We start from the raw sequence: 23,551 nt of genomic DNA, 5'->3' as shown, positions 1-23,551 counted from the left end.
TGCCGAAATCAGCCGACCTTTCAACCGCCGACCCGGGCGCTATGATAGTCCTTGAGCGCGGTTGCCAGCTGCAACGCAAATCGCGCCGAGGCAACGGGAAGCGTGCGCCCGCGCATCTGGCCCAGGATCAGGTTCCCGGGCGGCAGATCCTTGCTTGAGATCGGCTTGAAAACCAGCGAGCCGTCATCCAGTTCCCTGAGCCCCAGAGGGATCTGGAAACCGATCAGTTTTTCACAAAGGACGTAGTGCCGGATCAGGTCGAAGCTTTCGGTTTCGACAGCGGGGGATACGCGCCGGCTGCCGCGTCTGGCCGCGAAGTCCAGCAGATGCCGGACGCCGTATTTGGTGGTCGCGCCGATAGCGGGCAATCTGCTCCGGCAGGAAATAGGGAACCATCGCCTGGGAACAGGCAATGGAGACATGTCCTCTGCGTTCTCCGGCAAGATCCGCAACCTGGCTCTGCACACGCGCAAGGTCTGAAAGGCTCGCGCGGTAATGATGCAGTAGCAGCTCTCCGGCCGGGTTGAGACGAACGCCTTTCGGCAGGCGTTCGAAGAGCCGTGCCCCAAACTCCTGCTCGAACCTCTGCAGCCGGCGCGTGAGCGCAGATGCCGTCAGGTTCATGTCTTCAGCCGCTTTTCTGATCGAACCGGCCCGGGCAACGGCCTCAATGAGCTGAAATGTGTATAAGTGTCTCAATTCAAACGACTTTGCTCAAAGCGTTGCATTTTTTTCATCGCATCTGTGAATTTATAGCATTTTTCGGAAACAGAAAACACCTGCAAGGTTCGGGAAGCCAATCGCACAGCGGAGTTTCCGAACATGTCCCTACACAGACGCGAATTCCTCAAAGCTGGAGCCGCCGTGGTCGGCGCTCTCCCGTTTTCCCGGTCCCTGTCTGCCTTCGCTGCAAGCGATACCCTGGTGGCGGTAACCGGCCAGACCATCAACAGTCTGGATCTGCACCGCACCGGAACGAACAGGGCGAGCTATCAGGTTGCCATCAACTGTTATGACCGGTTGATTACGTTCGGCAGCAAGACGCTGGACGATGGCAGCGTCTCGTTCGACTATTCGAAGCTCGAACCTGAGCTCGCGGAAAGCTGGACGATCTCCGATGACGGTTTGACCATCACGTTCAAGCTGAAACCGAACGCCGTCTTCTGGGACGGCAGCAAGGTGACGGCGGAGGATGTCAAATGGTCATTCGACAGGGCCGTGTCCGTTGGCGGGTTTCCAAGCACGCAGATGAAGGCCGGTGGTCTTGTGCGGCCGGATCAGTTCGAAGCGGTGGACGAGGCGACCTTCGTCGTCAAGCTCGACAAGCCTTCCAAGCTCTCCTTGCCGGATCTTGCCGTCCCGGTGCCATTTGTCATCAACTCGAAAGTCGCAAAGGCACAGGCGACCGCCGATGATCCCTGGGCGACCGAATATCTTCACACGACGCCGGCAGGGTCCGGGGCCTATAAGGTTGCCCGTTGGGACTCCGGCCAGCAGATCGTTTACGAGCGCTTCGACGAATGGGCCGGCGGCCCCTTGCCCAAGGTCCGCAGAATCATCGTTCGTGAAGTGCCGAGCCCGGCAACGCGCAGGGCCCTCATCGAACGGGGCGATGTGCAGGTATCCTTCGACATTCCGGACAAGGATGCTGCAGAGCTGGCTGAAAAGGTGAAGGTCTATTCCACGCCGATTGCCAACACCATGCATGTGGTCGGTCTGAACTACACCTTCGAGCCGTTCCAGGATCCGAATGTGCGCAAGGCTATCGCCTATGCGATTCCCTACAAGGATATCTTTGAAACGGCAGCCTACGGCCGCGGCGCGCCGCTTTGGGGTGGCGGCGAGACTATCGATGATACTTCCTGGCCACGCAAATCGCCCTACAGCCAGGACATGGACAAGGCCAAGGCGCTGCTTGCGGCATCGGCCTATCCCGATGGCTTTGAAGTTCCGTTGTCGATCAGCACCGACCTGTCGTCCTGGATGGAGCCAACTGCGCTGCTGATCCAGGAGAGCCTCGGCAAGCTGGGAATCAAAACGGAGATCGAGAAGATCCCCGGGGCCAACTGGCGCACGGCCGTGCTCGTGGAAAAGCGCCTGCCGCTGCATCTGGAGAACTTCGGCGGCTGGCTGGATACACCCGACTACTATTTCTTCTGGGCGTATCAGGAAGGCAACCTCTTCAATTCCTCAAACTACCGGAACGAAGAAATCGAGACGCTGACCTCCGAAACCCTTCATATGGCTCAGGACGATCCGGACTATGCACCGAAGATCAAGCGGATGTTCGAGATTGCCATGGAAGACCTGCCGAGGATCCCGCTTTATCAGCCTGCGCTCAACGTCGCGGTCAACAGTGCTGATGGCTATGAGTTCTGGTTCCATCGTCAGCTCGACGTCCGTTCCCTGACGAACGTGGAGAGCTAGGCCATGGCGCGCCGCAGCTCGGCTACATTCAACCGTATCCTGCAGGCAATTCCGGTGCTGATAGGCGTTGTGGTGATCAGTTTCATCCTTACTCGCGCCTTGCCCGGCGACCCTGCAGTGCAATTTGCGGGAGCTGCGGCAACGCCGGAATCCATCGAGGAGGTTCGCCGGTCTCTGGGGCTCGACAAACCACTGCCGGAACAGTTCCTGATCTATGTCGGCGATCTGCTGCGAGGGGATCTGGGGCAGTCGGTTTCGACCGGCCGCCCCGTTGCCACGGAACTTGCGTCCCGCCTGCCGGCGTCGCTTGAATTGACGCTGTCGGCGCTGGTGCTGTCCTGCCTGATTGCCGTTCCCCTCGGTGTTCTGGCAGCGACGCGGCCCGGAACCTGGGTTGACCAGTTGTGCCGCATACTTGTCACGGCAGGTGTATCGCTTCCGACATTCTTTACCGGCATCGTTCTCATCTACGTCTTCTATTACCTTCTGGGTATCGCTCCATCGCCTCTGGGCAGGCTCGATTTCATCTATATCGATCCGCCGAGGGTTACCGGGTTTTTCCTGATTGATGCGGCTCTTGCCGGTGATTGGGAAACCTGGACCGGAGCGCTGAAGCAACTTGTCCTGCCGGCAACGACGCTAGCTCTTTTCACGCTGGCACCGATCGCGCGCATGACACGGGCGGCGATGCTGTCCGCGCTGGCAGCCGACTATGTCAGAACAGCACGCGCTGCGGGTCTCGGTCCGGGGATGGTTCTTTACGGCTATGCGTTTCGCAATGCGCTTCTTCCCGTGGTGACCACTCTGGGTATGGTGTTTTCTTTCGTTCTCGGCGCCAACGTTCTGGTCGAAAAGGTCTTCGCGTGGCCGGGCATTGGGTCCTATGCGGTCGAGGCACTTGTGGTCTCCGATTACGCAGCGGTTCAAGGCTTTGTGCTGGCGATGGCACTACTGTTCGTTGTTCTCAACCTGCTGATCGATCTGTCCTATTCGCTGATTGATCCACGCTTCGGGACATCTTCGAAATGAGTGATACGACCCTGCCACCCGATGTCACCGGTGCCAAACGGAAGACTGACTCCGGAGCCCTGAGCCATACGATCTACGTCCTTCGGGAAAATCCGGTGACGGCACTTTCCTTCGCCATGTTCGCGTTTTTCATTGGGTCGGCAGTGCTTGGGCCTGCTCTGGCTCCCTACGATCCACTGCAGACGAATGCCGCAAGCGCGCTGCAGGCCCCCAGCTGGTCTCATTGGTTCGGAACCGACAGTCTTGGCCGGGATGTCTTTTCAAGAGTGATCGTGGCAACGCGCCTCGATCTGATCATCTCGGTGTTCGCTGTTGCACTCTCCTTCGTGTTCGGGTCGTTTCTGGGCGCAGTGGCCGGTTACCGCGGGGGCTGGCTGGATGTGGTGCTCAACCGGTTGCTGGACACCATCATGGCCTTTCCTTTGTTTGTTCTTGCCATGGGCATCGTTGCGGCGCTCGGAAATTCGATTTCCAACATCATCATCGCCACGGCGATCATCAATATCCCGTTTTACGCGCGGCTGGTCCGCGCCGAGGTGAACATCAGGCGTGAGGCTGGGTTCACGCTTGCCGCCAAGCTCGCCGGCAATTCGGATACCCGAGTGCTCGCGTTTCATATCTTCCCGAACGCCCTGCCACCGATGATGGTGCAGGTTTCACTCAACCTTGGCTGGGCCATCCTGAACGCGGCGGGGCTTTCCTTTATCGGTCTTGGGGTCCGCCCGCCCACACCGGAATGGGGCATCATGGTTGCCGAGGGCGCGAATTTCATCGTGTCCGGCGAGTGGTGGCTAGCGCTGTTCCCTGGGCTTTGGCTGATGCTGGCCGTCTTTACTTTCAACCTGATGGGAGACGGTCTTCGCGACATTGTCGACCCGCGGCGCCGGACCTGAGGAGCTTTGCCATGCTGACCATCAAGGATCTGAAAGTTGCCTTCAAAACACGCCGCGGCGACGTTCACGCCGTCAAGGGCATCAGCTTCGTCCTGGCCAAGGGCGAGCGTCTGGGCATCGTCGGGGAAAGCGGTTCGGGAAAATCCGTCACCTCTTATGCGCTGATGCGCATTCTGGATGCGGGGGGCATGATCAAGTCCGGTGAGGCGGTTTACGACGGCATCGACCTGAAGCAGGCGGCGGAGCGTGACATGCGTGAAATCCGGGGACGGGAGATTTCAATGATCTTTCAGAACCCGCGTGCCGCGCTCAATCCCATCCGGAAGGTTGGGCACCAGCTTGAGGACGTCCTTCGCCAGCATGGCCGGGCGACCAGGCAAAATGCGAAAGCAAAAGCAATCGAGGCGTTGGTGGCCGTCAAGATCAACGAGGCAGCCGAACGCTATGAAGCCTATCCGTTCGAACTGTCGGGCGGCATGTGCCAGCGCATCGTGATTGCGATCGCCCTTGCCTGCGACCCCAAGCTTCTCATTGCGGACGAGCCTACCACAGGCCTCGATATCACCACGCAGAAAGCTGTCATGGACCTTGTCGATGATCTCGTTCGGGCGCGAGAAATGTCGTCAATTCTAATTACGCACGATCTAGGTCTCGCATCCGAATATTGCGACCGCATCGTGGTGATGAAAGACGGTGTCATTGTGGAGGAGGGCAGGCCGTCGAACCTGTTTTCAAATCCCCGTCACGCCTACACAAGGAAACTGGTTGACGCAACGCCGCGGCGCGGGGCCAGCATTCGCTCACTGCTACCGGAAGACCAGCGCGCGCCGTTGGCCGCACGGACAATTGGCAATTCACCGATGATGGAAGTGGTCAACCTGACCAAGACCTACCAGGGCAAATCCGGCCCGGTGCACGCGGTCAAGGGCATCAGCTTCACCATTCGCGAGGGGGAAAGCGTGGGACTTGTCGGCGAATCCGGCTGCGGGAAGTCGACGACGTCCTCCATGATCGTGCGGTTGCTTGATCCGACATCGGGTCACCTGCTGTTCAGGGGCGAGGATATTGCCAGACTCCCGTCGGAAAACTTCGCCCGGCATCCGTTGAGGCAGAAAATTCAGATGGTCTTCCAGGATGCGACGGACAGTCTCAATCCCAGACACACCGCGCGCCAGTCGATTGCCGAACCCTTGAAACGTCTGACAGGGCTGAAAGGTTCGGCCTTGCGCGACCGGGTGGAAGAACTGGCCGATTTGACTGGCTTGCCGAGCCATCTTCTCGACCGGTTCCCTCACCAGCTGTCAGGGGGGCAAAAGGCGCGTGTCGGTATTGCCAGGGCGATCGCTCCGGATCCGGATTTGCTGATTCTGGACGAGCCGACTGCTGCTCTGGATGTTTCCATCCAGGCCATTGTTTTGAACCTGCTTGCGGATCTGCGAGCCAGGCTTGGCATGAGCTACCTGTTTGTCAGCCATGACCTCAATGTCGTGCGTCTGCTGTGCGATCATGTCGTCGTCATGAAGGACGGAAAGGTCGTTGAGGCAGGGGCTGTCGAGACGGTGATGGACACCCCCCGGAACCCATATACTCGTGAATTGCTCACGGCTGCACCCCAGGCGCCGGCGCGAAAAACTGCCGCATAAGACATATTTTGGAAGGACTAGACATGATCCGCGAACTTCCTTTCACGCTTGCCGCGCTCCGGCAGGCCTATGCCGAAGGCTTGCCGGTAGAAGCTGTGATCGAAGAAGCTTTCAGGCGGCTTGATGCTACCGGCGATCCGGGTATTTTCATCCATCAGGCACGAGAAGCTGCACTCGCGGAAGCCCGTAGCCTTGGCGCGCCCGATGGCCGTCCTCTTTGGGGAATTCCCTATGTGGCCAAGGACAATATCGACGTTGCCAACATGCCGACGACTGCGGCGTGCCCGGATTTCGAGTATATGGCCGACTGCGATGCCTTCGTCATTGGACGCCTCCGGCAGGCAGGGGCGATTTGCCTGGGAAAAACCAATCTTGACCAGTTCGCAACCGGGCTGGTCGGGGTGCGCACGCCATATCCCGTGCCGCTGAACGCGGTCGACCCGAAAATTGTCCCCGGAGGGTCCTCGTCCGGTTCTGCTGTTGCTGTTGCCCATGGCATCGCCAGTTTCTCGCTGGGAACCGACACGGCAGGGTCCGGCCGTGTACCGGCAGCGCTCAACGGCATTGTCGGCCTCAAACCGAGCCTGGGTGCATTGTCCGGCTCCGGCCTGGTTCCTGCCTGCCGAACCCTCGATACGATTTCGATATTCGCAATGTCAGTTGCCGATGCGTGGACCGTCTTCGAGGCCGCAGCCAGTTACGATCCGGCTGATGCCTATTCCAGGCGTCTCCCGGCACAGCGCCTGTCCGCCACTCCTGGCACTGTCCGGATTGCCATTCCGGACGAGACATCCCTGAAAACCTTTGGCGACAAGGCACAGGAAGATCATTTCCGGGCAACGGTCGCATCGCTGCGCACTCAGGGAGCTGTTGTGCAGGAGATCGATTTTCAGCCGTTTTACGACGTTGCGAGCCTGCTTTATGAGGGAGCCTGGGTCGCGGAACGGACGGCTGCCGTTGGCAAGCGCCTGACGGACGCGCCGGAGACGCTCCACCCGACGACGCGCGCGATTATCGAGCCAGGCCTTTCGTTGACTGCTATCGATGCCTTCCGAGGACTGTACAGGCTGCAGGACCTTCGCCGACAGTGTGAAGAGCTATTGGCAGAAACTGACTTTCTCTGCGTTCCGACAATCCCGACATTCGTCTCGGTAGAAGAAATTACCGCTGACCCCATTGGCCCGAATTCGGGCCTTGGCACCTACACGAATTTCGTCAACCTTCTCGATCTTTGCGGTATTGCGGTTCCAACAGGTTTGCGACAGGACGGCCGGCCTGGAAGCCTGACCGTTCTGGCCCGCTGCGGTCAGGATGCAGCCGCCGCCGCGCTTGCCGCTACAGTGGAAGCGGGGCCGCTTGGAGCAACCACCTGGGCTCGGCAAAAACCTGCGCTGACCACAAGCGAAATCGCCGTCGATGAAATAGCTGTTGCGGTCTGCGGCGCCCACATGTCGGGGCTACCGCTGAACAAGGAGTTGATTGCTCATGGCGCGCGTTTTGTAAAAGCCTGCAAGACCGCGCCGAAATACCGATTCTTCGCACTGGCAGGCGGACCACCGAAGCGGCCGGGTCTCGTGCATGTCGAAAATGGCTCAGGTGCGTCGATCAATGTCGAGGTCTGGGCAATGCCATTGGAAACCTTCGGCGGTTTCATGGTCGGCATTCCTGCACCGTTGTGTATCGGCACAGTCACTCTGGAAGACGGAACCAGCGTAAAAGGGTTCCTGTGCGAAGGGCATGCGGTTGAAAATGCCGTCGAAATTACGGAGTTGAGGTCGTGGCGGACCTATCTCTCGTCCGCTGCTGCCGCACGTCAGCCTGACATCCCGAACGAGGAATTGGCGGCACAGGCAAGCTGATCGTCGCTCCGTGCCGGATATGAATTACAATCGACGTATCGCGGATACTGAAATGTTGCCTGAGTCAGCAAACTTTCTGCTGCTCCTCGAGTTCAGCCGCAACCAGTGAACCAAGTCGCGCAATGGCGGCTTCCGTTGCGTCCGACCAGACGTCGCCACAACTGAGGCGAAGGCAATTGGCGTAAAGGCCTGACGCGGTGAACAGCCTGCCGGGTGCAAAGCAGATTTTTTCCTTTAAGGATTTTGTATAAAGATTTGTTGTGTCGATGATTTTATTAAGTTCCAGCCAAAGTACAAAGCCTCCGTCTGGACGTGTGGCCCTTGTGCCCATCGGAAAGGACTGTGCGATGGCCCGGCGCGCGCGCTCCACATTTGTTTCCATGACCCGGGCCATGCGGGAGACGTGACGCTCGAAGTCCCGGGATGCCAGAAACTCTGCCAAAGCCAGTTGCGGTGCCGTCGGGTTGCAGATGGAAGCGGCGAATTTGGCTTTGGTTAGCTGGTCTACACGGCCGGGAGCGCGGACCCAGCCGGTTCGATAACCGGGAGCAAGGGTTTTCGAGAAAGAGCTGCAATAAAAGATCTCGATGTCGTGCGGCAGGCTGAAAAACGGTGCCGGACGGCATCCGCCGAACCCGAGGCCGCCATAGGTGTCGTCTTCGATCAAGGGTGTCTTGTGCTGGTCCAGAAGTTTCAGAACCGCCCGTTTGACTGGTTCCGGCATCATTGTGCCGAGCGGGTTGGTGAAGCTGGACGACAAGGCAACGGCGGTGACTGTTCCGGAGTTGAGGGCCTGTTCGAGTGCCGCCGGATCGATACCGTCCCGTGACGTCGGCAGCTCCCAGGCTTTCAGTTTCAGGCGTTCGAGCACCTGAAGCAGTCCGAAATAGGCGGGCGATTCGACGGCGATCGTATCGCCTGGCTGTGTGAGCGTCTGCAGCGCGAGTCCGAGAGCTTCAGTACAGCCGCTCGTGACGACAATCTCATCCTGCGAAACCGTGCTGCCATGCAGGGACATAAGCTTTGCGATTTCTCTTCTGAGATCCGGTAAACCCTGAGCAGAACCATAGGTGTTGAGCTGCTGTCCTTTCGAGCGCAGGAGGCGCGCCTGCAAGGCGTTCAGCGGTTCCGCGGCCAGAAGAGACGGGGCGGGGATGGCGCAACCGAGCGGCACATAGGCCGGGTTGGAGGCATGTTCGAGCATCTCCAGATAGGGGGCCCGAAACAGGACGTTGCGGCTGCTCTCGGGCGGCGTGGTCTTATCGGGTTCGACCAGCCTGCAGCTTGCCGGACGGGTGACGAAATAGCCGGATTTCGCCTGTGCCCGGATATAGCCTTTGTCCTCCAGTTGGGCATAGGCCTGGTTGGCTGTCGACAGGCTCACGGAATAACTGCGCATGGTCCGCCGCAGGGAAGGGAACCTCTCGCCAGGCTTCAAGGTGCCATTGTCGATCAGTTCAGCCAGGGTCTGGGCAATGGACTGGTATTTGAACGAAACCATCTAAACTGTATCTGTTGGTTTTTGAGTTTTTGTATCTGTTTTGATTTCGGGAGAGATGTCAAACCGGGCTGGACATTTCATCAGTCAGGAGTGCCGGACATGGCAATGGAACATCCGATCCGTTTCACGGAAAAATTTGCAAGGCTCGAAGGGCTCTGGTCGCCTCGTGTTGTTGCGGAAATGAACGACTACCAGTTCAAGATCGTCCGTATTCAGGGAGATTTCGTCTGGCATGATCATCCTGAAACGGATGAAACCTTCATTGTGCTCAAGGGAGAGATCCGCATCGATTTTCGCGATCGCGCCGTTGTTCTGGGCGAGGGGGAAATGTACGTCGTGCCGAAGGGTATCGAGCACAAGCCTTACGCTGAATCGGAAGCCGAGCTTCTGCTGATCGAGCCGAAGGGGATTCTCAATACCGGCCATGCGGGGGGAGACAAGACCCAGGAAAACGATCTTTGGATCTGACAAGGTTGTTCGGGCCGGGACTTTTTGTGCGTTCCGGCCCAGCTGACAAGGCAATTCCCGAGGCGCTGTTACTGGCCTGAGGGCCAGATAAATTCAACGCGGATACCACCGGGTTCAGCCAGCATCATGTGCTTGCGCGGGCCTTCGCCAAGAAGCTCCGGCATAAATTCGATCTGAATACCAGGCCACGCCTTCACCTTTTCGGCAATTTCCAGCAGGTCTTCTTCACTTGAGACTTCCAGGGCCAGATGGTGGAGGCCGATATTGGATTTCCTGTCGAAGTCTGTCACAGGCCTTGAGCGGTCTGCCTGCCAAAGTGTCAGGCGGGCGGTACCATCAGAAACGGTTGTTCGCGGATAGTTGTCATCGCGTGCAAGCAGTTTCCAGCCGAGCAGCTCGGTGAAAAAGGCGGTGGTCTGGTCCAGATCCTGGACTGTGAGGCCTAGGTGGTTGATGCCTTTGGTGGTCAAGACGAGATTCCATGAAAAGTGGCGGGGCCATATCCATACACGGTCAGGGTGATTCCGTCCTGCCTGTCAGAGCAACACGATGATTGCAGTTCCGACGATCACTGCGAAAGCGCCAAGAGTGGCAGCAGGCTTTGGCGCTTGTTTTTCTTTCAGCCAGAGAATCGGCAGCACAAGGATTGGAGAAAGCGATCCCAGGATAGCAGCCAGGCCGGCATGGAAATTATTGAAGGCATAAAGCAGCAGTGACGTCGAAACGATGTAGCCAATGACACCGGGCAGGATCGTCTGCCCGAGAAGCGGGACGGTCAGTCGGGTTTTTGGTCGAAAAGCCCGGGCGGGCCACAGTGAGATCACAGATATGATGAAGGCGGCACCAAGCAGCCGGACCGCGGAAACGGCGAGGGGGCTCATGCCTTCTGCCATAGCGGGCTTCACCGCCAGAAAGCCGAAACCCTGACACAGCACCGAAATAAGACCCAGCAGGACAACGGTCCAGATGTGGCCGTTGAGTCTGTCGCAGTCCGATTTTTCATTGCCACCATACTGGATCGCCAGCAGCAGACCGGAAAGGATAACAAAACAGCCAATCACATCCCAGGAGCCAAGGGTTTCGCCGAACCAGAAGAAAGCCATCACGGCAACGATCGGACCTTTCAGCGACAACATCATTTCCGTTCTCCGTGGTCCTCCTCTGCGAAGGCATTCGATCATGGCCAGGTTTCCGGCGAGGATGCCGAAAATCGTGCTCAGAACGAAGGCGGGCCAATGGTGCCAGGGAATGGACGACCAGTATCCCAAGATGGCGCAGAGCAAAGAGACAAGTGCTGCGCAGGCGGTCAATTGGATGCGCGTGAATTCGAACGCGCCAAGACGACAGGCGGGCTTCTGGGCAAGGACGATGCCTGTTGCCCAACCTGTTGAAGCACCGACGGCGGCTGCTATCGGCAGAAGCAGCATGACAGGTGATCCTTATTTTGCTACATATTTTGTAGCAACTTATCAGTGCTACATAAATGATAGCAAGGAAATTTCATGGCAACCTCACTACCCAGGCCCGGGACCCCTGTGCGTGGATCAAAGTCCGGCAAACCCATCATGGCGTTGTTCGATCTGCTTGGGCGTAGCTGGGCACTGGGAATCATCTGGCAGCTCTCGGAGGGCAACCTCACGTTCCGCCAGTTGCAGGAGCACTGCGAAGGTGTTTCGCCGACAGTTCTGAACAAGCGTCTGAAAGAATTAAGAGAATGCGCACTCATCGATCATGAAGGCAGTGGCTATCTTCTGACCGATCTTGGACGGGAACTATTCGGACTACTGGTCCCATTCGGCGGATGGTCGCAGAAGTGGTCGCAGACAGTCTTTCAGAAGACCGAAGACGGGAAATAGGGTGGAACCGGACAAAGTAGGCCGACGATACAGGCAAAGGTCTGCAAAGCTGCGAAACCGGCAAGAAAACCGGTCCTTAGGCCTTGAAATTAAATTTCTTCCCAACTATAAGGCGCGCATTCCACACGCAAGGGGCGGAAACCGAGCTTATCGGGGTCCTTCCGGTGGCCGAAGGGAAATCTCTCCGGTCCACATCCTCTTGCGGAGGTTAAACCGGAAAAACTCAGGAGATAAGGGCCATGGCATTGCCCGATTTCACCATGCGTCAGCTGCTGGAAGCTGGCGTTCACTTTGGTCACCAGAAACACCGTTGGAACCCACGCATGGGTCAGTACATCTTTGGTGTACGCAACGATGTTCACATCATGGATCTGTCCCAGACCGTTCCGCTGTTTCACCAGGCGCTCAAGGCTGTGTCCGACACGGTTGCCGGTGGTGGCCGCGTTCTGATCGTCGGCACCAAGCGCCAGGCACAGGAAGCAGTTGCTTCTGCAGCACGTAACTCCGCTCAGTATTATGTCAACGCTCGTTGGCTCGGCGGCATGCTGACGAACTGGAAAACAATTTCCCAGTCCATTCAGCGCCTGCGCAAGCTGGAAGAAACCCTGTCTTCCGACGCTGCCAACGCTCTGACCAAGAAAGAGCGTCTGTTCATGGACCGCGAGCGTGAAAAGCTCGAGCGGAACCTTGGTGGTATCAAGGACATGGGCGGCATCCCGGACCTGATCTTCGTGATCGACACCAACCGTGAAGCCATTGCCATCCAGGAAGCTCGCCGTCTGGGTATCCCGGTCGCAGCAATCCTCGATTCCAACTCCAACCCGGAAGGCATCACCTATCCGGTGCCGGGCAACGACGACGCCGGTCGCGCTCTGTCGCTTTACTGCGACCTGATCGCACGCGCTGCCATCGACGGTATCTCCCGTGCACAAGGCGCTTCCGGCATGGATATCGGCGAATCGGAAGAAGCTCCGGTTGAAGAAGTTCTTGCTGAAGCTTCCGAAGAAGCTCCGGCTGAAGCAGCAGCTGCTGAGGCTTAAGCCTCTCCTGCCGCGGCGTGCCGCGACAGAAACTGTTGAAATTCGCTAGGCGGGCTGCACTTTGTTGCAGCCCCGTCATAAAGGCGCGGAAAGCCATCGGCTAAACCGTGTCTCATCCGAAACCCCCATGCACGAGGCAATCGATGAGCATTACCGCTGCGATGGTAAAAGAGCTCCGCGAGAAATCCGGCGCTGGCATGATGGACTGCAAGACCGCCCTCACTGAAGCAGGCGGCGATATGGAAGCGGCTGTTGACTGGCTGCGCACCAAGGGCCTGGCCAAGGCCGCCAAGAAGGCGGGCCGTGTGGCCGCCGAAGGTCTGGTCGGTGTTGCTGCTGACGGCAACAAGGCTGCAGTGATCGAGCTGAACTCCGAAACCGACTTCGTTGCTCGCAACGAAGGGTTCCAGGAGCTGGTTTCCAACGTTGCCAAGGTTGCTGTCGGCACCGATGGCTCCGTTGAGGCCGTTTCCGCTGCAAACCTCGGCGGCAAGCCGGTTGCAGATGCGATCACCGATGCAATCGCCACCATCGGCGAAAACATGACCCTGCGCCGCACCGCGGTTCTCGCCGTGAACGCAGGCGTCGTTGCGACCTATGTTCACAGCGCCGTTTCCGACGGCCTGGGCAAGATCGGCGTTCTGGTGGCTTTGGAATCCGCTGGCGACAAGGACAAGCTGAATGGCCTCGGCCGTCAGATTGCCATGCACGTTGCGGCAACCAGCCCGCTGGCTCTGAACACCGACGAACTGGACCCGACCGTTGTCGAGCGTGAGAAGTCCGTCTTCTCCGAACAGGCACGCGAATCCGGCAAGCCGGAAAACATCATTGAAAAAATGGTGGAAGGCCGTTTGCGCAAATTCTACGAGGAAGTTACCCTCGTGAAGCAGGCCTTCGTGATCAACCCGGACCAGACGGTTGAACAGGCTGTAGAGGCGCTCGCGAAAGAAATCGGCGCCGAAGTCAAACTTACCGGTTTCGTCCGCTTCGCCCTCGGCGAAGGGATCGAGAAGGAAGAGCAAGACTTCGCCGCAGAGGTGGCAGCAGCCACCGGGCAGTAAGCTCAAGGAAAAGCGCCGGCAAGTCCGGCGCTTTTTTTTTAGAAAGACAATTTCAAAAAGGGTGCACCCATGACGAATTCCTTGCGCTGGAAACGGATCCTTCTGAAACTCTCCGGCGAGGCCCTGATGGGATCGCAGGCTTTTGGAATTGACCCGGCCATCGTGCAAAGGATCGCCAAGGAAATCGCCGACGCGGTGGCTCTCGGAGCCCAGGTCGGTGTTGTCGTGGGTGGCGGCAACATCTTCCGTGGCGTTGCAGTGGCCGCCAAGGGTGGCAACCGTGTGACCGGTGACCACATGGGTATGCTGGCCACTATCATGAACAGCCTGACGCTGGCCGATGCCCTGCGCCGCCTGAAGGTCAATGCCCGTGTCCTGTCGGCCGTTTCTGTTCCGTCGATCTGCGAGACGTTTTCGCAGCGTGTTGCCGACCGCTACATGGAAGACGGCGATGTGATCGTATTCGCGGGCGGTACCGGCAACCCCTTCTTCACCACGGACAGCGGTGCGGCATTGCGGGCCGCCGAAATGAAGTGCGACGCCTTCCTGAAGGGCACCCAGGTGGATGGCGTTTATTCAGAAGACCCGAAGGTCAATCCGAATGCGGAGCGTTACGAGACGCTTGGTTATGACGAAATCATAACCCGGAACCTGAAAGTCATGGACACCACCGCCATTGCCCTGGCGCGAGACAATTCCATTCCCGTCATTGTGTTTTCCATTCATTCGCCCGGCGCCCTCGTTAGCGTGCTTCAGGAAACAGGCACCTACACCGTCGTGGGTGACTAAAAGTTTTCAGAACCAATCCCGGTTCAAGCTCTTGTGTTTCGGTGCGTTTATGCCATGTTGGCGCGCGCCGAGACTCTATTAAGCCAAGCACAAAACAACAGTGAGGATAAAATGTCGGTAGAAGGTGTGGACCTTGATGATCTGAAGCGCCGCATGCAAGGAGCCCTTTCGGTTCTGAAAACAGAATTTGCCGGTCTGCGTACCGGCCGTGCGTCTTCTTCCATGATGGATCCAATTACTGTTGATGCCTATGGCCAGTCCATGCCGATCAACCAGGTAGCCACCGTCTCCGTTCCCGAGCCTCGTATGCTTGCAGTCCAGGTTTGGGACAAGAGCATGGTGTCAGCGGTTGAAAAGGCGATCCGCGAATCCAATCTTGGTCTGAACCCGGTTGTAGACGGCATGTTGCTTCGCCTGCCGATTCCCGAGCTGAACCAGGAACGCCGCCAGGAACTGATCAAGGTGGCCCACAAATATGCCGAACAGGCCAAAGTTGCGATCCGTCACGTCCGCCGCGATGGCATGGACACCGCCAAGAAGGCGGAAAAGGACGGTGATATCTCCCAGGACGACAGCCGTGTCGCTTCCGATGAGGTGCAGAAGCTGACCGATCAGATGATCGCGGAAGTCGACAGCATGCTGGAGAAAAAAGAGCAGGAAATTGCCCAGGTCTGATTGACCTGGGTAGTGTGAGTTGGGGGAGCATATGAGCGTCAGCCCGGACCGCAACCTGCATGCAACTGCTGCAGATGAAACCGGTGCGAAAATGCCGCGCCACGTTGCCTTCATCATGGATGGCAACGGGCGATGGGCAACCGCGCGCGGTTTGCCGCGGACGGAAGGGCATCGTCAGGGCCTGGCTGCCCTGCGCAAGGTTATCCACCACGCCGGCCGCGTGGGTATTGAAACCATCACGATCTACAGCTTCTCCTCGGAGAACTGGAACCGTCCCCAGGCTGAAGTTTCCTTTCTGATGGGACTGTTGCGGCGCTTCGTTCAGCGCGACCTCAGCGAGCTTCACGAAGCCAATGTCCGCATCCGGATCATTGGCGGACGCAATGATCTTGAGCCGGGAATATTGGCGCTTCTCAAGGAAGCCGAGGACCTGACCCGTCACAACACCGGTCTCAATCTTGTCGTCGCCTTCAACTATGGTGCGCGGTCCGAAATCGTGCGTGCGGCTCAGGAGCTTGCGAAAAAGGTTCAGGCAGGGGAAATGAAACCGGCCGACATAACCGAAGATGCTATCACCGAGGCGCTGGACACATCCGGTCTGCCGGATCCCGACCTTATCATACGCACCAGCGGTGAAATGCGTTTGTCAAACTTCCTGCTCTGGCAGGCGGCCTATTCGGAATTCTATTTCTGTGATCTTAACTGGCCGGACTTCGACGAGTCGGCCTTCGACAAGGCTTTGAGTTGCTTCAGCAGCCGCGAGCGCCGGTATGGCGGCCTTGACGCCAAGGCCAACTGACCTCCGGCTTGAGCAATGGCAGAACCAGATCAGCACCCGAAAAAACTTTCCGACCTTCGCCTCAGATTCATATCGGCTCTTGTTCTGGGTCCTCTTGTTCTTCTGATCACCTATCTTGGCGATTTACCCTTTGCCGCGCTGATGCTGGCCGCGTCCGGGCTGTTCCTCTGGGAATGGTTTTCGATAACCGGGACACCGGCAAGGTCCGCAAGTGCGCTTGCCGGGTTCATCACGCTAGCGTCAATCGGTATCCTGAGCATTGCCGGGCATCCGGGTCTTGGTCTTGCAGCCATGGTCTTGGGAGCTTTCGGTGCTTATGCAGTCGGCGGCTTTTCCAAGGCCGGCAGGTGGGCGATCGAGGGGATAGTCTACAGCGGACTGGCCCTGTTTTCCCTGCTTGCGCTTCGCCAGGGGAGTGACGGGCTGCTGGTCTCGTTTTTCCTGCTTTTTGTAGTGTGGGCAACCGACATATTCGCCTATTTCACCGGGCGGGCGCTTGGTGGCCCCAAGCTCTGGCCTCGTGTTTCACCAAAAAAGACCTGGTCCGGTGCCGTTGGCGGGCTCGTGCTTGCCACGATGTTTGGCACGGGGGTCGCCTTTGTCGCGAACGCGCAGGACCTTGTTCTGTGGGCATTGCTGGCTGCTGGTCTGTCGATTGTCTCACAGGCCGGAGATCTTCTGGAATCGGCCATCAAGCGGCGGTTTGACGTCAAGGATTCCAGCAAGCTTATTCCCGGACATGGCGGCATCATGGATCGTATCGACGGGCTGGTTGCGGCTGCAATTTTCGCTGTTCTGATCGGCCTTGCTGCCGGCGGTACCCTTGGGGACCCGATTGCCGGTCTCGGTCTGACCTGAGTTTGGAGTAACTGGCATGGCAGCTGCCACTGCGGCACGCGACCCTGGCGCGAAAATCCGGATCACCGTTCTGGGCGCCACCGGGTCTATCGGTCAGAGCCTTGCGGACCTCATTGAGAGAAATCCTGAACGTTATGAGGTCGTGGCGCTGGTCGCGAACCGGAATGCGGCAGGCCTTGCGGATATGGCTCAAAAGCTGCGAGCCGGTTCGGCTATCCTTGCAGAGGAAACCTGCTATCCGGAGCTCAAGAACCGGCTGGCAGGCAGCGGCATTTCGACGGGGGCCGGGGAGGCGGCCGTTCTGGAAGCGGTCGATCGGGACACCGACATCGTTGTTGGAGCAATCGTCGGTGCGGCAGGACTGAAGCCGACAATGGCGGCAATCAGGCCCGGGCGCCGGATTGCACTTGCCAACAAGGAATGCCTTGTTTGTGCGGGCGATCTTTTCATGGCGCAAATCCGGTCAACCGGTGCTGAACTGCTTCCGGTCGACAGCGAGCACAATGCCATCTTTCAGGTGTTTGAAACCGACAAGGCCGACATGGTCGAGAAGGTTATTCTGACTGCATCGGGCGGCCCTTTCAGGACGGCCACGAAGGCGGATATGGTGCGCGTTACACCGCAGCAGGCGCTCAGGCATCCAAACTGGGACATGGGCGCACGCATTACCATCGACAGCGCGACCATGATGAACAAGGGTTTCGAGGTCATTGAGGCCTCGCATCTCTTTCCGGTTTCGCACGACCAGCTTGGAGTGCTTGTTCATCCGCAATCGACTGTGCATGGCCTGGTTCAATACAAGGATGGTTCACTGCTGGCCCAGCTTGGCAGTCCGGACATGCGCACTCCGATCGCCCATTGTCTTGCCTTTCCGCACCGGATGAGCGTTCCCGTGAAACGACTGGATCTCGCAGAACTCGGGACGCTGACTTTCGAAGCTCCGGATCTCGACCGGTTCCCGGCGTTGCGTCTGGCGCTGGAGTCCATGCGGTCAGGGGGCATGGCGCCTGCGGCACTGAATGCGGCGGACGAGATTGCCGTGGATGCATTCTTGAACGGACGTATCGGGTTCATGGATATTCCTGCTGCCATAGAAGAGGTGCTTGATGCCATGGCTGCAGGAGGTTTGCTGAGGGAAGCGGCCAGCGTCGAAGACGTTCTGGCCCTCGATGCCGAAGCCCGACAGAAAACATCAGATTGGATCGGGACGCGGACCTTGGGGTGTTGAAGGCCCTGAAAATTTGGTCACCGACCATTAACACGCCGTAATTTTCCTTTTAGTACAATCCTTCAAAACAATCCTAGCTGCGCAGGATCGGACACATTTCATGGATCTTCTCGCCTCCGCCTATTCACTGATAGTCGGCACCATCGTTCCCTTTCTTTTTGTTCTGACGATTGTCGTCTTCTTCCACGAACTGGGCCATTTTGCGGTGGCCCGCTGGTGCAATGTGAAGGTGGATGCTTTTTCCGTCGGCTTCGGGCGGGAGCTTTTCGGCTTCAACGACCGAAAGGGGACCCGCTGGAAACTCTGCTGGATTCCTCTTGGTGGCTACGTCAAGTTTGCTGGCGATGAAAACGCTGCAAGTGTTCCCAGCCGCGAAGCAATCGAACAGATGAGTGAAGAGGACCGTAAAACCGCGTTTGTCGCCAAACCGGTCTGGCAGCGCATGGCCGTTGTCGCGGCGGGGCCGATTGCAAACTTCCTTCTCGCGATCGTGATCTTCACGGCCCTGTTCGTCACCTCCGGCAAGCAGGGTTTCGAGCCTGTTGTCCAACAGGTCTTTGCAGGCGGTGCTGCTGAGCGCGACGGTCTCCTGGCAGGCGATCTCGTCAAGGAGATCGATGGCCGGCCGATCCAGACCTTCGGTGAAATGCGCCAGATCGTTCTCATGAGTGCGAACACGCCTCTCGTTTTCGAAGTCGAGCGGGATGGCAAAGACGTCACTTTGACCGTGACGCCTGATGCGAAGGAAAAAGAAGTCTTTTTCGGCGAAAAACAGGTGGCGGGCGATATAAGTCTGCGCGGTGTTTCCGATCCGTCCCATCTCGTGCATATCAAGTACGGGCTTGGGGAAGCTGCCCTGGAAGGCACGGCGGAAACCTGGCGCATCATCGAGGGAACGGTCAACTACATCTGGGGCATCATTTCCCAGCGGCAGTCAGCCGATCAGCTCGGTGGACCAATCCGGGTCGCGCAGATTTCCGGTCAGGTCGCAGATCTCGGATTCCTGCCGTTGATCTCTCTTGCAGCTGTGCTTTCTGTCAGTATTGGTCTGATCAACCTGGCACCGGTGCCGATTCTGGACGGAGGACACCTTGTCTACTTTGCTGCCGAAGCCTTGCGTGGCAAGCCGCTCAGCGAAAGGGTGCAGGACGTTGGATTCCGGATTGGACTGGGGCTCGTTCTCATGCTGATGGTGTTCGTCACATGGAAAGATATCATGCGGCTTGTGGGCACCAATTCATGACACCCGTGACATTGACGCAACGTCTTCAGATTAAATCGCTTTCAGCCCGGAAGGGCGGTTGCGTTATCGGGAAAAACCTATAAAACACTCGTCGGTTCCGAGAATCTGCTGGGGTGAGTGCGGATTCTCGGGAGGGGTATTAAAAACAAAGGCATAGCGCAATAATGCAGCGATTGCAGAGACTTACACGGGCCGTACTGTTGGCGGTGGCCGTATTTTCGATCGGGACGGTTTTGCCGAAAGCTTTCGGGCCGGTGTCCCTGGTTTCACAGGCACAGGCAGCGGTGGCCAGAAGCATTGACGTGCGTGGCAACACCCGTGTCGAGGACGAAACCGTTGTCAGTTACATGACCATCGTTCCCGGGCGCTCCTACAGTGCGTTCGATGTCGATGAGTCTCTGAAGGCGCTCTACGCAACCGGCCTTTTTGCAACGGTTGACATCACCCCGCGTGGCAGCGTTGTCGTCGTGACGGTTACCGAGAACCCGATCATCAATCGGGTGTCCTTCGAAGGGAACCGGAAGATCAAGGACACAGCGCTGGAAACGGCAGTGCGGTCTCAGCCGCGCTCGATGCTGTCCCGCGCCAAGGTTCAGGCTGACGTTCAGAACATTCTTGAAGCTTACCGCCGCTCCGGCCGCTATGGCGCGTCCGTCGAGCCGCAGATCATCGACCGTGGTCAGAACCGCGTCGATCTCGTATTCGAGATCAACGAAGGTGCCAAGACCGGCGTCGAGCGGATCAGCTTCATCGGCAACTCTGCATTCAGCGACGGTCGTCTGCGGGATGTCATTCGTACACGCGAAAGTGGCCTTCTGAGCTGGCTGCGCAGCACCGATACCTACGATCCGGACCGTCTGGCCGCGGATGAGGAGCTGCTGCGCCAGTACTACAACAAGAAGGGCTATGCGGATTTCCGTATCGTCTCCACCAGTGCGGATCTCGATCGCGAGCAGAACATCTTCTACGTGACGTTCACTGTTGAAGAAGGCGAGAAATACGAGGTCGGCGACGTCGAGATCGTCTCCACGATTGCTGATGTCGATCCTGAGGATCTTCGTCGCCTGATCCGCACCAAGAGTGGTCAGACCTTCAACTCCCTGCGCGTTGAACAGTCCGTCGAAGACATCACGCTGCGCGTATCGGAAGAAGGGTATGCATTTGCCCGTGTCCGTCCGCGTGGTGCTCGTGACTACGACAACAACACGATTTCCCTGATCTATTACATCGAAGAAGGCCCGCGTGCCTACATCGAGCGGATCAACGTGATCGGCAACGACCGTACTCGCGAGTATGTCATTCGCCGCGAGTTCGACATTGCCGAAGGCGACGCGTTCAACCGTGCGCTTGTCGACAAGGCCGAACGGCGTCTGCGCAACCTCGGATTCTTCGAGAAGGTATCGATCACCACGCAGCAGGGCAGTGCGCCCGATCGTGTGGTCGTGAACGTTCGCGTCGAAGAAAAGCCGACCGGTGAAATCTCCTTCGGTGTCGGTTACTCGACGGTTGACGGTGTCATCGGCGACATTTCCCTGACCGAGAAGAACTTCCTGGGTCGTGGCCAGTTCGTGAAGCTTGCTGTCGGCGGCGGTACGGACACCCAGTCCTACGAGTTCCGTTTCGTCGAGCCGTTCTTCATGGGGCGCCGCGTTGCTCTTGATCTGGATCTCTACCGCAAGGTTGATGACGCCAACGACTACCGTTCCTTCGATCAGGAAAAAACCGGTGGCGGGTTTGGCTTCACGTTGCCTCTGCGGGAAGATGAACTGACAGTCCGTCTGTTCTACAACATCTTCCAGGAGCAGAACTCCGATCCGGACAACAACTCGACCAACATCAACAACTGCGATACCGCGAGTCTTTCGCTGGCAGTGTGTGACTCCCTCGGTACCTACCTGACATCGCTTGTCGGTTACGAGCTACGCTACAACACACTCGACCGGATCTCGGACCCGTCGGATGGTATCTATGCCTCCTTCGGTCAGGAAATCGCCGGTCTGGGCGGCGACAGCTTCTACATCAAGACCGAAGCTCAGGCTCGTGCCTACAAGGAAATCCTGGCTGACTACGGCCTGATCGGTAGCTTGTCGGTTCGCGGTGGTAACATCATGGCCCTCGGCGATGAGCGTCTGCGGGTGTCCGAACAGTTCATGCTGGGTGGCAATCTCGTCCGCGGTTTCGAAAACCAGGGTATTGGTCCTCGTGATGCGACGACCGACGATGCCATCGGTGGTCGGTTCTACTTCGCGGCAACTGCCGAAACCCGGTTCCCGTTCCCGGTCATTCCGAAGGAATTCGGCCTGAGCGGTGCGGTGTTCGCCGACGCGGGTTCTCTGTGGGATGCCGACAGCAGCCTGGTGAACCTCGTGGATAACAATGGTGGCCAGATCGACTCGAACGACTTCAACGTCCGTGCGTCGGTTGGTGCAGGTATCCGCTGGAACTCTCCGTTCGGACCTCTGCGGGCAGACTTTGCTTACCCGCTGGTCAAGGATGACTCCGACAAAACGCAGATTTTCCGGTTGAGCGGCGGTACGCGCTTCTAAACTGCGGTCACATAGGATAAAAAACGGCCGCCGATCCGATCGGCGGCCGTTTTTGTTGGCTGGCAAGAAGGATAACATCATGTCCGAGCCAAAATTTTTCGATTCTCCGGCTCCGGTCTCACTTTCCGAAATCGCCTCCTGGGCGGAAGCCGAGATCGTTCGGGGCGAACCCACCCTGGAAATCGTGGGTGTTGCGCCACTGGAAGATGCCACACCAGGTGCCTTGGTTTTCTTTGACAACACCGCTTATCTGAAACAACTGGATGGCACGACGGCAGCTGCTTGTCTGGTCAACAGGAAGCACAAGGACAAGGTTCCGGAAGGTGTCGCCGTTCTCGTATGCGCAGATGCCTATCGTTCCTGGGCAAAGGTGCTCGCCAAGCTCTATCCTGCAGCGATGGTTCCGATCGAAGCCGGCGCTGCTTGGATTTCGGAGCGGGCAGTAATTGATCCGGCTGCATCCCTTGAAGACAATGTTACCGTTGAACCAGGTGTCGTCATTGGTGCCGGGGCGGAGATTGGTGCCGGCACGGTCATCCGGGCCAACGCTGTCATAGGGCAGGGCGTCAAGATCGGCCGGGACTGCGTTATCGGTCCCAATTGTACGGTTCAGCATGCTGCACTTGGCAACCGTGTCTACATGCATCCGGGCGTTTGCTGCGGCCAGGATGGCTTCGGGTATGCAATGGGCCCCATGGGGCACCTCAAGGTTCCGCAGGTCGGTCGTGTGATCATTCAGGACGATGTTGAGATAGGCGCCAACACAACCATCGACCGCGGAGCAAACAGGGACACGATTATTGGTGAAGGCACCAAAATCGATAACCAGGTTCAGATCGGTCACAATGTGGTTGTTGGCCGCCACTGTGTAATCGTTTCTCAGGTCGGTTTGTCCGGTAGTTGCACTCTCGAGGACTTTGTCGCCATCGGCGGGCAAACCGGCGTACGTGGCCATGTGACAATCGGAATGGGATCCCAGGTGGCGGCGGTCAGCGTTGTCAACGACGATCTGCCAGCCGGAGGACGCTACGGGGGCACGCCTGCAAAGCCGGTAAAGCAGTGGTTCCGTGAAGTCGCGGCCGTTAGAAAGCTTGCAGAGCGCGGCGGCGGATCGTAAACGGATTACAAACAGAACTTTGCGGCGGCCATTCGCCAAGGGGTATTATATGGAAGACGCAGAAAACAAAACACTTGCCAGCGCAGACATCATGAGAATCATGAAGCTTCTGCCGCACAGGTATCCTTTTCTACTGATCGACAAGATCATCGAAATGGATGGCGACGACAGCTGCATCGGCATCAAGAACGTCACCATTAACGAGCCGCATTTCACGGGACATTTCCCGGAAAGACCCGTTTTCCCAGGTGTGCTTCTGATCGAAGCGATGGCACAGACGGCCGGGGCGCTTTGTGTCCATGCCCGTGGCGTCGATGCGCCGCCGCAGCTTGTTTATTTCATGACGATCGACAAGGCGAAGTTCCGCCGTCCGGTAGAACCCGGCGATCAGGTTCATTTCCACGTCAAGAAAATCAAGCAACGATCAAACATCTGGAAATTCGACGCTGTCGCGAAGGTCGACGGCAACAAGGTTGCAGAAGCAGAAGTCAGCGCCATGCTGATAGATGCGTGAGGACA

At 57.9% G+C, this 23,551-nt stretch carries 22 protein-coding genes and 1 pseudogene; 18 read left to right on the top strand and 5 right to left on the bottom strand.

Features of this window, described 5'->3' with window-relative positions:
* Positions 1-20: 20 nt before the first annotated feature.
* Positions 21-368, bottom strand: a complete 348-nt coding sequence (locus tag ACYQ54_RS00795) for a type 2 periplasmic-binding domain-containing protein (protein ID WP_460081726.1) — start codon at positions 366-368, stop codon at positions 21-23.
* 202 nt (positions 369-570) lie between these two features.
* A pseudogene (locus ACYQ54_RS00790) lies at positions 571-624 on the bottom strand (hypothetical protein); the annotation flags it as partial.
* A 198-nt stretch (positions 625-822) separates the two neighbouring features.
* On the opposite strand from ACYQ54_RS00790, the gene ACYQ54_RS00785 reads away from it, so the two are divergent.
* Genes ACYQ54_RS00785 through atzF form a run of 5 tightly spaced genes read left to right on the top strand, consistent with a single transcriptional unit; the run spans position 823 to position 7,851 of the window.
* Entirely contained in the window at positions 823-2,427 is a 1,605-nt protein-coding gene (locus tag ACYQ54_RS00785) for an ABC transporter substrate-binding protein (RefSeq protein ID WP_460078458.1), read from the top strand.
* A gap of 3 nt (positions 2,428-2,430) precedes the next feature.
* Positions 2,431-3,456 (top strand): ABC transporter permease, encoded by a 1,026-nt coding sequence (locus ACYQ54_RS00780; protein ID WP_460078457.1) that lies wholly within the window; start codon positions 2,431-2,433, stop codon positions 3,454-3,456.
* Positions 3,453-4,349 (top strand): ABC transporter permease, encoded by an 897-nt coding sequence (locus tag ACYQ54_RS00775; protein ID WP_460078455.1) that lies wholly within the window; start codon positions 3,453-3,455, stop codon positions 4,347-4,349. The genes ACYQ54_RS00780 and ACYQ54_RS00775 overlap by 4 nt, the downstream gene beginning before the upstream one ends.
* Positions 4,350-4,360: 11 nt before the next feature.
* A complete protein-coding gene (locus ACYQ54_RS00770) occupies positions 4,361-5,992 on the top strand; it encodes a dipeptide ABC transporter ATP-binding protein (RefSeq protein ID WP_460078452.1) in 1,632 nt (543 codons plus the stop codon).
* A gap of 23 nt (positions 5,993-6,015) precedes the next feature.
* Positions 6,016-7,851 carry an allophanate hydrolase gene (gene atzF / locus ACYQ54_RS00765; protein WP_460078451.1) on the top strand — a complete coding sequence of 612 codons (1,836 nt, stop codon included), beginning with the start codon at positions 6,016-6,018 and terminating at the stop codon, positions 7,849-7,851.
* A 64-nt stretch (positions 7,852-7,915) separates the two neighbouring features.
* On the opposite strand, the gene ACYQ54_RS00760 is transcribed toward atzF, so the two are convergent.
* Positions 7,916-9,352, bottom strand: a complete 1,437-nt coding sequence (locus ACYQ54_RS00760) for an aminotransferase-like domain-containing protein (protein WP_460078449.1) — start codon at positions 9,350-9,352, stop codon at positions 7,916-7,918.
* A gap of 99 nt (positions 9,353-9,451) precedes the next feature.
* Here ACYQ54_RS00760 and ACYQ54_RS00755 point away from each other — a divergent pair, with 99 nt between their 5' ends.
* A complete protein-coding gene (locus tag ACYQ54_RS00755; RefSeq protein ID WP_460078448.1) occupies positions 9,452-9,820 on the top strand; it encodes a cupin domain-containing protein in 369 nt (122 codons plus the stop codon).
* A gap of 68 nt (positions 9,821-9,888) precedes the next feature.
* On the opposite strand, the gene ACYQ54_RS00750 is transcribed toward ACYQ54_RS00755, so the two are convergent.
* Positions 9,889-10,290, bottom strand: coding sequence for a VOC family protein (locus ACYQ54_RS00750; RefSeq protein WP_460078446.1), 402 nt, complete (start codon positions 10,288-10,290; stop codon positions 9,889-9,891).
* A gap of 66 nt (positions 10,291-10,356) precedes the next feature.
* A complete protein-coding gene (locus tag ACYQ54_RS00745; protein WP_460078445.1) occupies positions 10,357-11,247 on the bottom strand; it encodes a DMT family transporter in 891 nt (296 codons plus the stop codon).
* Positions 11,248-11,322: 75 nt separating this feature from the next.
* Here ACYQ54_RS00745 and ACYQ54_RS00740 point away from each other — a divergent pair, with 75 nt between their 5' ends.
* From ACYQ54_RS00740 to fabZ, 12 genes are all read left to right on the top strand, one after another.
* Complete coding sequence (locus ACYQ54_RS00740) at positions 11,323-11,676, top strand: winged helix-turn-helix transcriptional regulator (protein ID WP_460078442.1); 354 nt, start codon at positions 11,323-11,325, stop codon at positions 11,674-11,676.
* 239 nt (positions 11,677-11,915) lie between these two features.
* A complete protein-coding gene (gene rpsB, locus ACYQ54_RS00735; protein WP_460078440.1) occupies positions 11,916-12,716 on the top strand; it encodes a 30S ribosomal protein S2 in 801 nt (266 codons plus the stop codon).
* Between the two features lie 143 nt (positions 12,717-12,859).
* Positions 12,860-13,777: a translation elongation factor Ts gene (tsf, locus tag ACYQ54_RS00730; RefSeq protein WP_460078439.1), complete on the top strand. Its 918-nt coding sequence runs from the start codon at positions 12,860-12,862 to the stop codon at positions 13,775-13,777.
* A 69-nt stretch (positions 13,778-13,846) separates the two neighbouring features.
* Positions 13,847-14,566: a UMP kinase gene (gene pyrH, locus ACYQ54_RS00725; RefSeq protein ID WP_460078436.1), complete on the top strand. Its 720-nt coding sequence runs from the start codon at positions 13,847-13,849 to the stop codon at positions 14,564-14,566.
* A gap of 111 nt (positions 14,567-14,677) precedes the next feature.
* Complete coding sequence (gene frr, locus ACYQ54_RS00720) at positions 14,678-15,241, top strand: ribosome recycling factor (protein ID WP_460081634.1); 564 nt, start codon at positions 14,678-14,680, stop codon at positions 15,239-15,241.
* Between the two features lie 31 nt (positions 15,242-15,272).
* The gene (locus ACYQ54_RS00715; protein WP_460078435.1) at positions 15,273-16,040 is read left to right on the top strand and encodes an isoprenyl transferase; all 768 of its coding nucleotides are present in this window, start codon (positions 15,273-15,275) and stop codon (positions 16,038-16,040) included.
* A 15-nt stretch (positions 16,041-16,055) separates the two neighbouring features.
* Positions 16,056-16,898: a phosphatidate cytidylyltransferase gene (locus ACYQ54_RS00710; protein WP_460078433.1), complete on the top strand. Its 843-nt coding sequence runs from the start codon at positions 16,056-16,058 to the stop codon at positions 16,896-16,898.
* A gap of 16 nt (positions 16,899-16,914) precedes the next feature.
* The gene (locus ACYQ54_RS00705; protein WP_460078432.1) at positions 16,915-18,126 is read left to right on the top strand and encodes a 1-deoxy-D-xylulose-5-phosphate reductoisomerase; all 1,212 of its coding nucleotides are present in this window, start codon (positions 16,915-16,917) and stop codon (positions 18,124-18,126) included.
* Positions 18,127-18,226: 100 nt separating this feature from the next.
* On the top strand, positions 18,227-19,369 hold the full coding sequence (gene rseP, locus ACYQ54_RS00700; RefSeq protein ID WP_460078430.1) for an RIP metalloprotease RseP: 1,143 nt from the start codon (positions 18,227-18,229) through the stop codon (positions 19,367-19,369).
* A 164-nt stretch (positions 19,370-19,533) separates the two neighbouring features.
* Complete coding sequence (gene bamA / locus ACYQ54_RS00695; RefSeq protein ID WP_460078428.1) at positions 19,534-21,915, top strand: outer membrane protein assembly factor BamA; 2,382 nt, start codon at positions 19,534-19,536, stop codon at positions 21,913-21,915.
* Positions 21,916-21,994: 79 nt separating this feature from the next.
* The gene (gene lpxD, locus ACYQ54_RS00690) at positions 21,995-23,032 is read left to right on the top strand and encodes a UDP-3-O-(3-hydroxymyristoyl)glucosamine N-acyltransferase (RefSeq protein ID WP_460078426.1); all 1,038 of its coding nucleotides are present in this window, start codon (positions 21,995-21,997) and stop codon (positions 23,030-23,032) included.
* 49 nt (positions 23,033-23,081) lie between these two features.
* Positions 23,082-23,546, top strand: a complete 465-nt coding sequence (gene fabZ / locus ACYQ54_RS00685) for a 3-hydroxyacyl-ACP dehydratase FabZ (protein ID WP_460078424.1) — start codon at positions 23,082-23,084, stop codon at positions 23,544-23,546.
* Positions 23,547-23,551 lie beyond the last annotated feature (5 nt).

Source organism: Roseibium sp. LAB1 (genome assembly GCF_054658235.1).
Note: the sequence above shows the minus strand (reverse complement) of the source record. Positions and strands in the feature narration are given on the sequence as shown.

Coding starts and splice junctions, on each gene's coding strand:
- ACYQ54_RS00785 (WP_460078458.1), top strand. CDS start 823: ATGTCCCTACACAGACGCGAATTCCTCAAAGCTGGAGCCGCCGTGGTC.
- ACYQ54_RS00780 (WP_460078457.1), top strand. CDS start 2,431: ATGGCGCGCCGCAGCTCGGCTACATTCAACCGTATCCTGCAGGCAATT.
- ACYQ54_RS00775 (WP_460078455.1), top strand. CDS start 3,453: ATGAGTGATACGACCCTGCCACCCGATGTCACCGGTGCCAAACGGAAG.
- ACYQ54_RS00770 (WP_460078452.1), top strand. CDS start 4,361: ATGCTGACCATCAAGGATCTGAAAGTTGCCTTCAAAACACGCCGCGGC.
- atzF (WP_460078451.1), top strand. CDS start 6,016: ATGATCCGCGAACTTCCTTTCACGCTTGCCGCGCTCCGGCAGGCCTAT.
- ACYQ54_RS00760 (WP_460078449.1), bottom strand. CDS start 9,352: ATGGTTTCGTTCAAATACCAGTCCATTGCCCAGACCCTGGCTGAACTG.
- ACYQ54_RS00755 (WP_460078448.1), top strand. CDS start 9,452: ATGGCAATGGAACATCCGATCCGTTTCACGGAAAAATTTGCAAGGCTC.
- ACYQ54_RS00745 (WP_460078445.1), bottom strand. CDS start 11,247: ATGCTGCTTCTGCCGATAGCAGCCGCCGTCGGTGCTTCAACAGGTTGG.
- ACYQ54_RS00740 (WP_460078442.1), top strand. CDS start 11,323: ATGGCAACCTCACTACCCAGGCCCGGGACCCCTGTGCGTGGATCAAAG.
- rpsB (WP_460078440.1), top strand. CDS start 11,916: ATGGCATTGCCCGATTTCACCATGCGTCAGCTGCTGGAAGCTGGCGTT.
- tsf (WP_460078439.1), top strand. CDS start 12,860: ATGAGCATTACCGCTGCGATGGTAAAAGAGCTCCGCGAGAAATCCGGC.
- pyrH (WP_460078436.1), top strand. CDS start 13,847: ATGACGAATTCCTTGCGCTGGAAACGGATCCTTCTGAAACTCTCCGGC.
- frr (WP_460081634.1), top strand. CDS start 14,678: ATGTCGGTAGAAGGTGTGGACCTTGATGATCTGAAGCGCCGCATGCAA.
- ACYQ54_RS00715 (WP_460078435.1), top strand. CDS start 15,273: ATGAGCGTCAGCCCGGACCGCAACCTGCATGCAACTGCTGCAGATGAA.
- ACYQ54_RS00710 (WP_460078433.1), top strand. CDS start 16,056: ATGGCAGAACCAGATCAGCACCCGAAAAAACTTTCCGACCTTCGCCTC.
- ACYQ54_RS00705 (WP_460078432.1), top strand. CDS start 16,915: ATGGCAGCTGCCACTGCGGCACGCGACCCTGGCGCGAAAATCCGGATC.
- rseP (WP_460078430.1), top strand. CDS start 18,227: ATGGATCTTCTCGCCTCCGCCTATTCACTGATAGTCGGCACCATCGTT.
- bamA (WP_460078428.1), top strand. CDS start 19,534: ATGCAGCGATTGCAGAGACTTACACGGGCCGTACTGTTGGCGGTGGCC.
- lpxD (WP_460078426.1), top strand. CDS start 21,995: ATGTCCGAGCCAAAATTTTTCGATTCTCCGGCTCCGGTCTCACTTTCC.
- fabZ (WP_460078424.1), top strand. CDS start 23,082: ATGGAAGACGCAGAAAACAAAACACTTGCCAGCGCAGACATCATGAGA.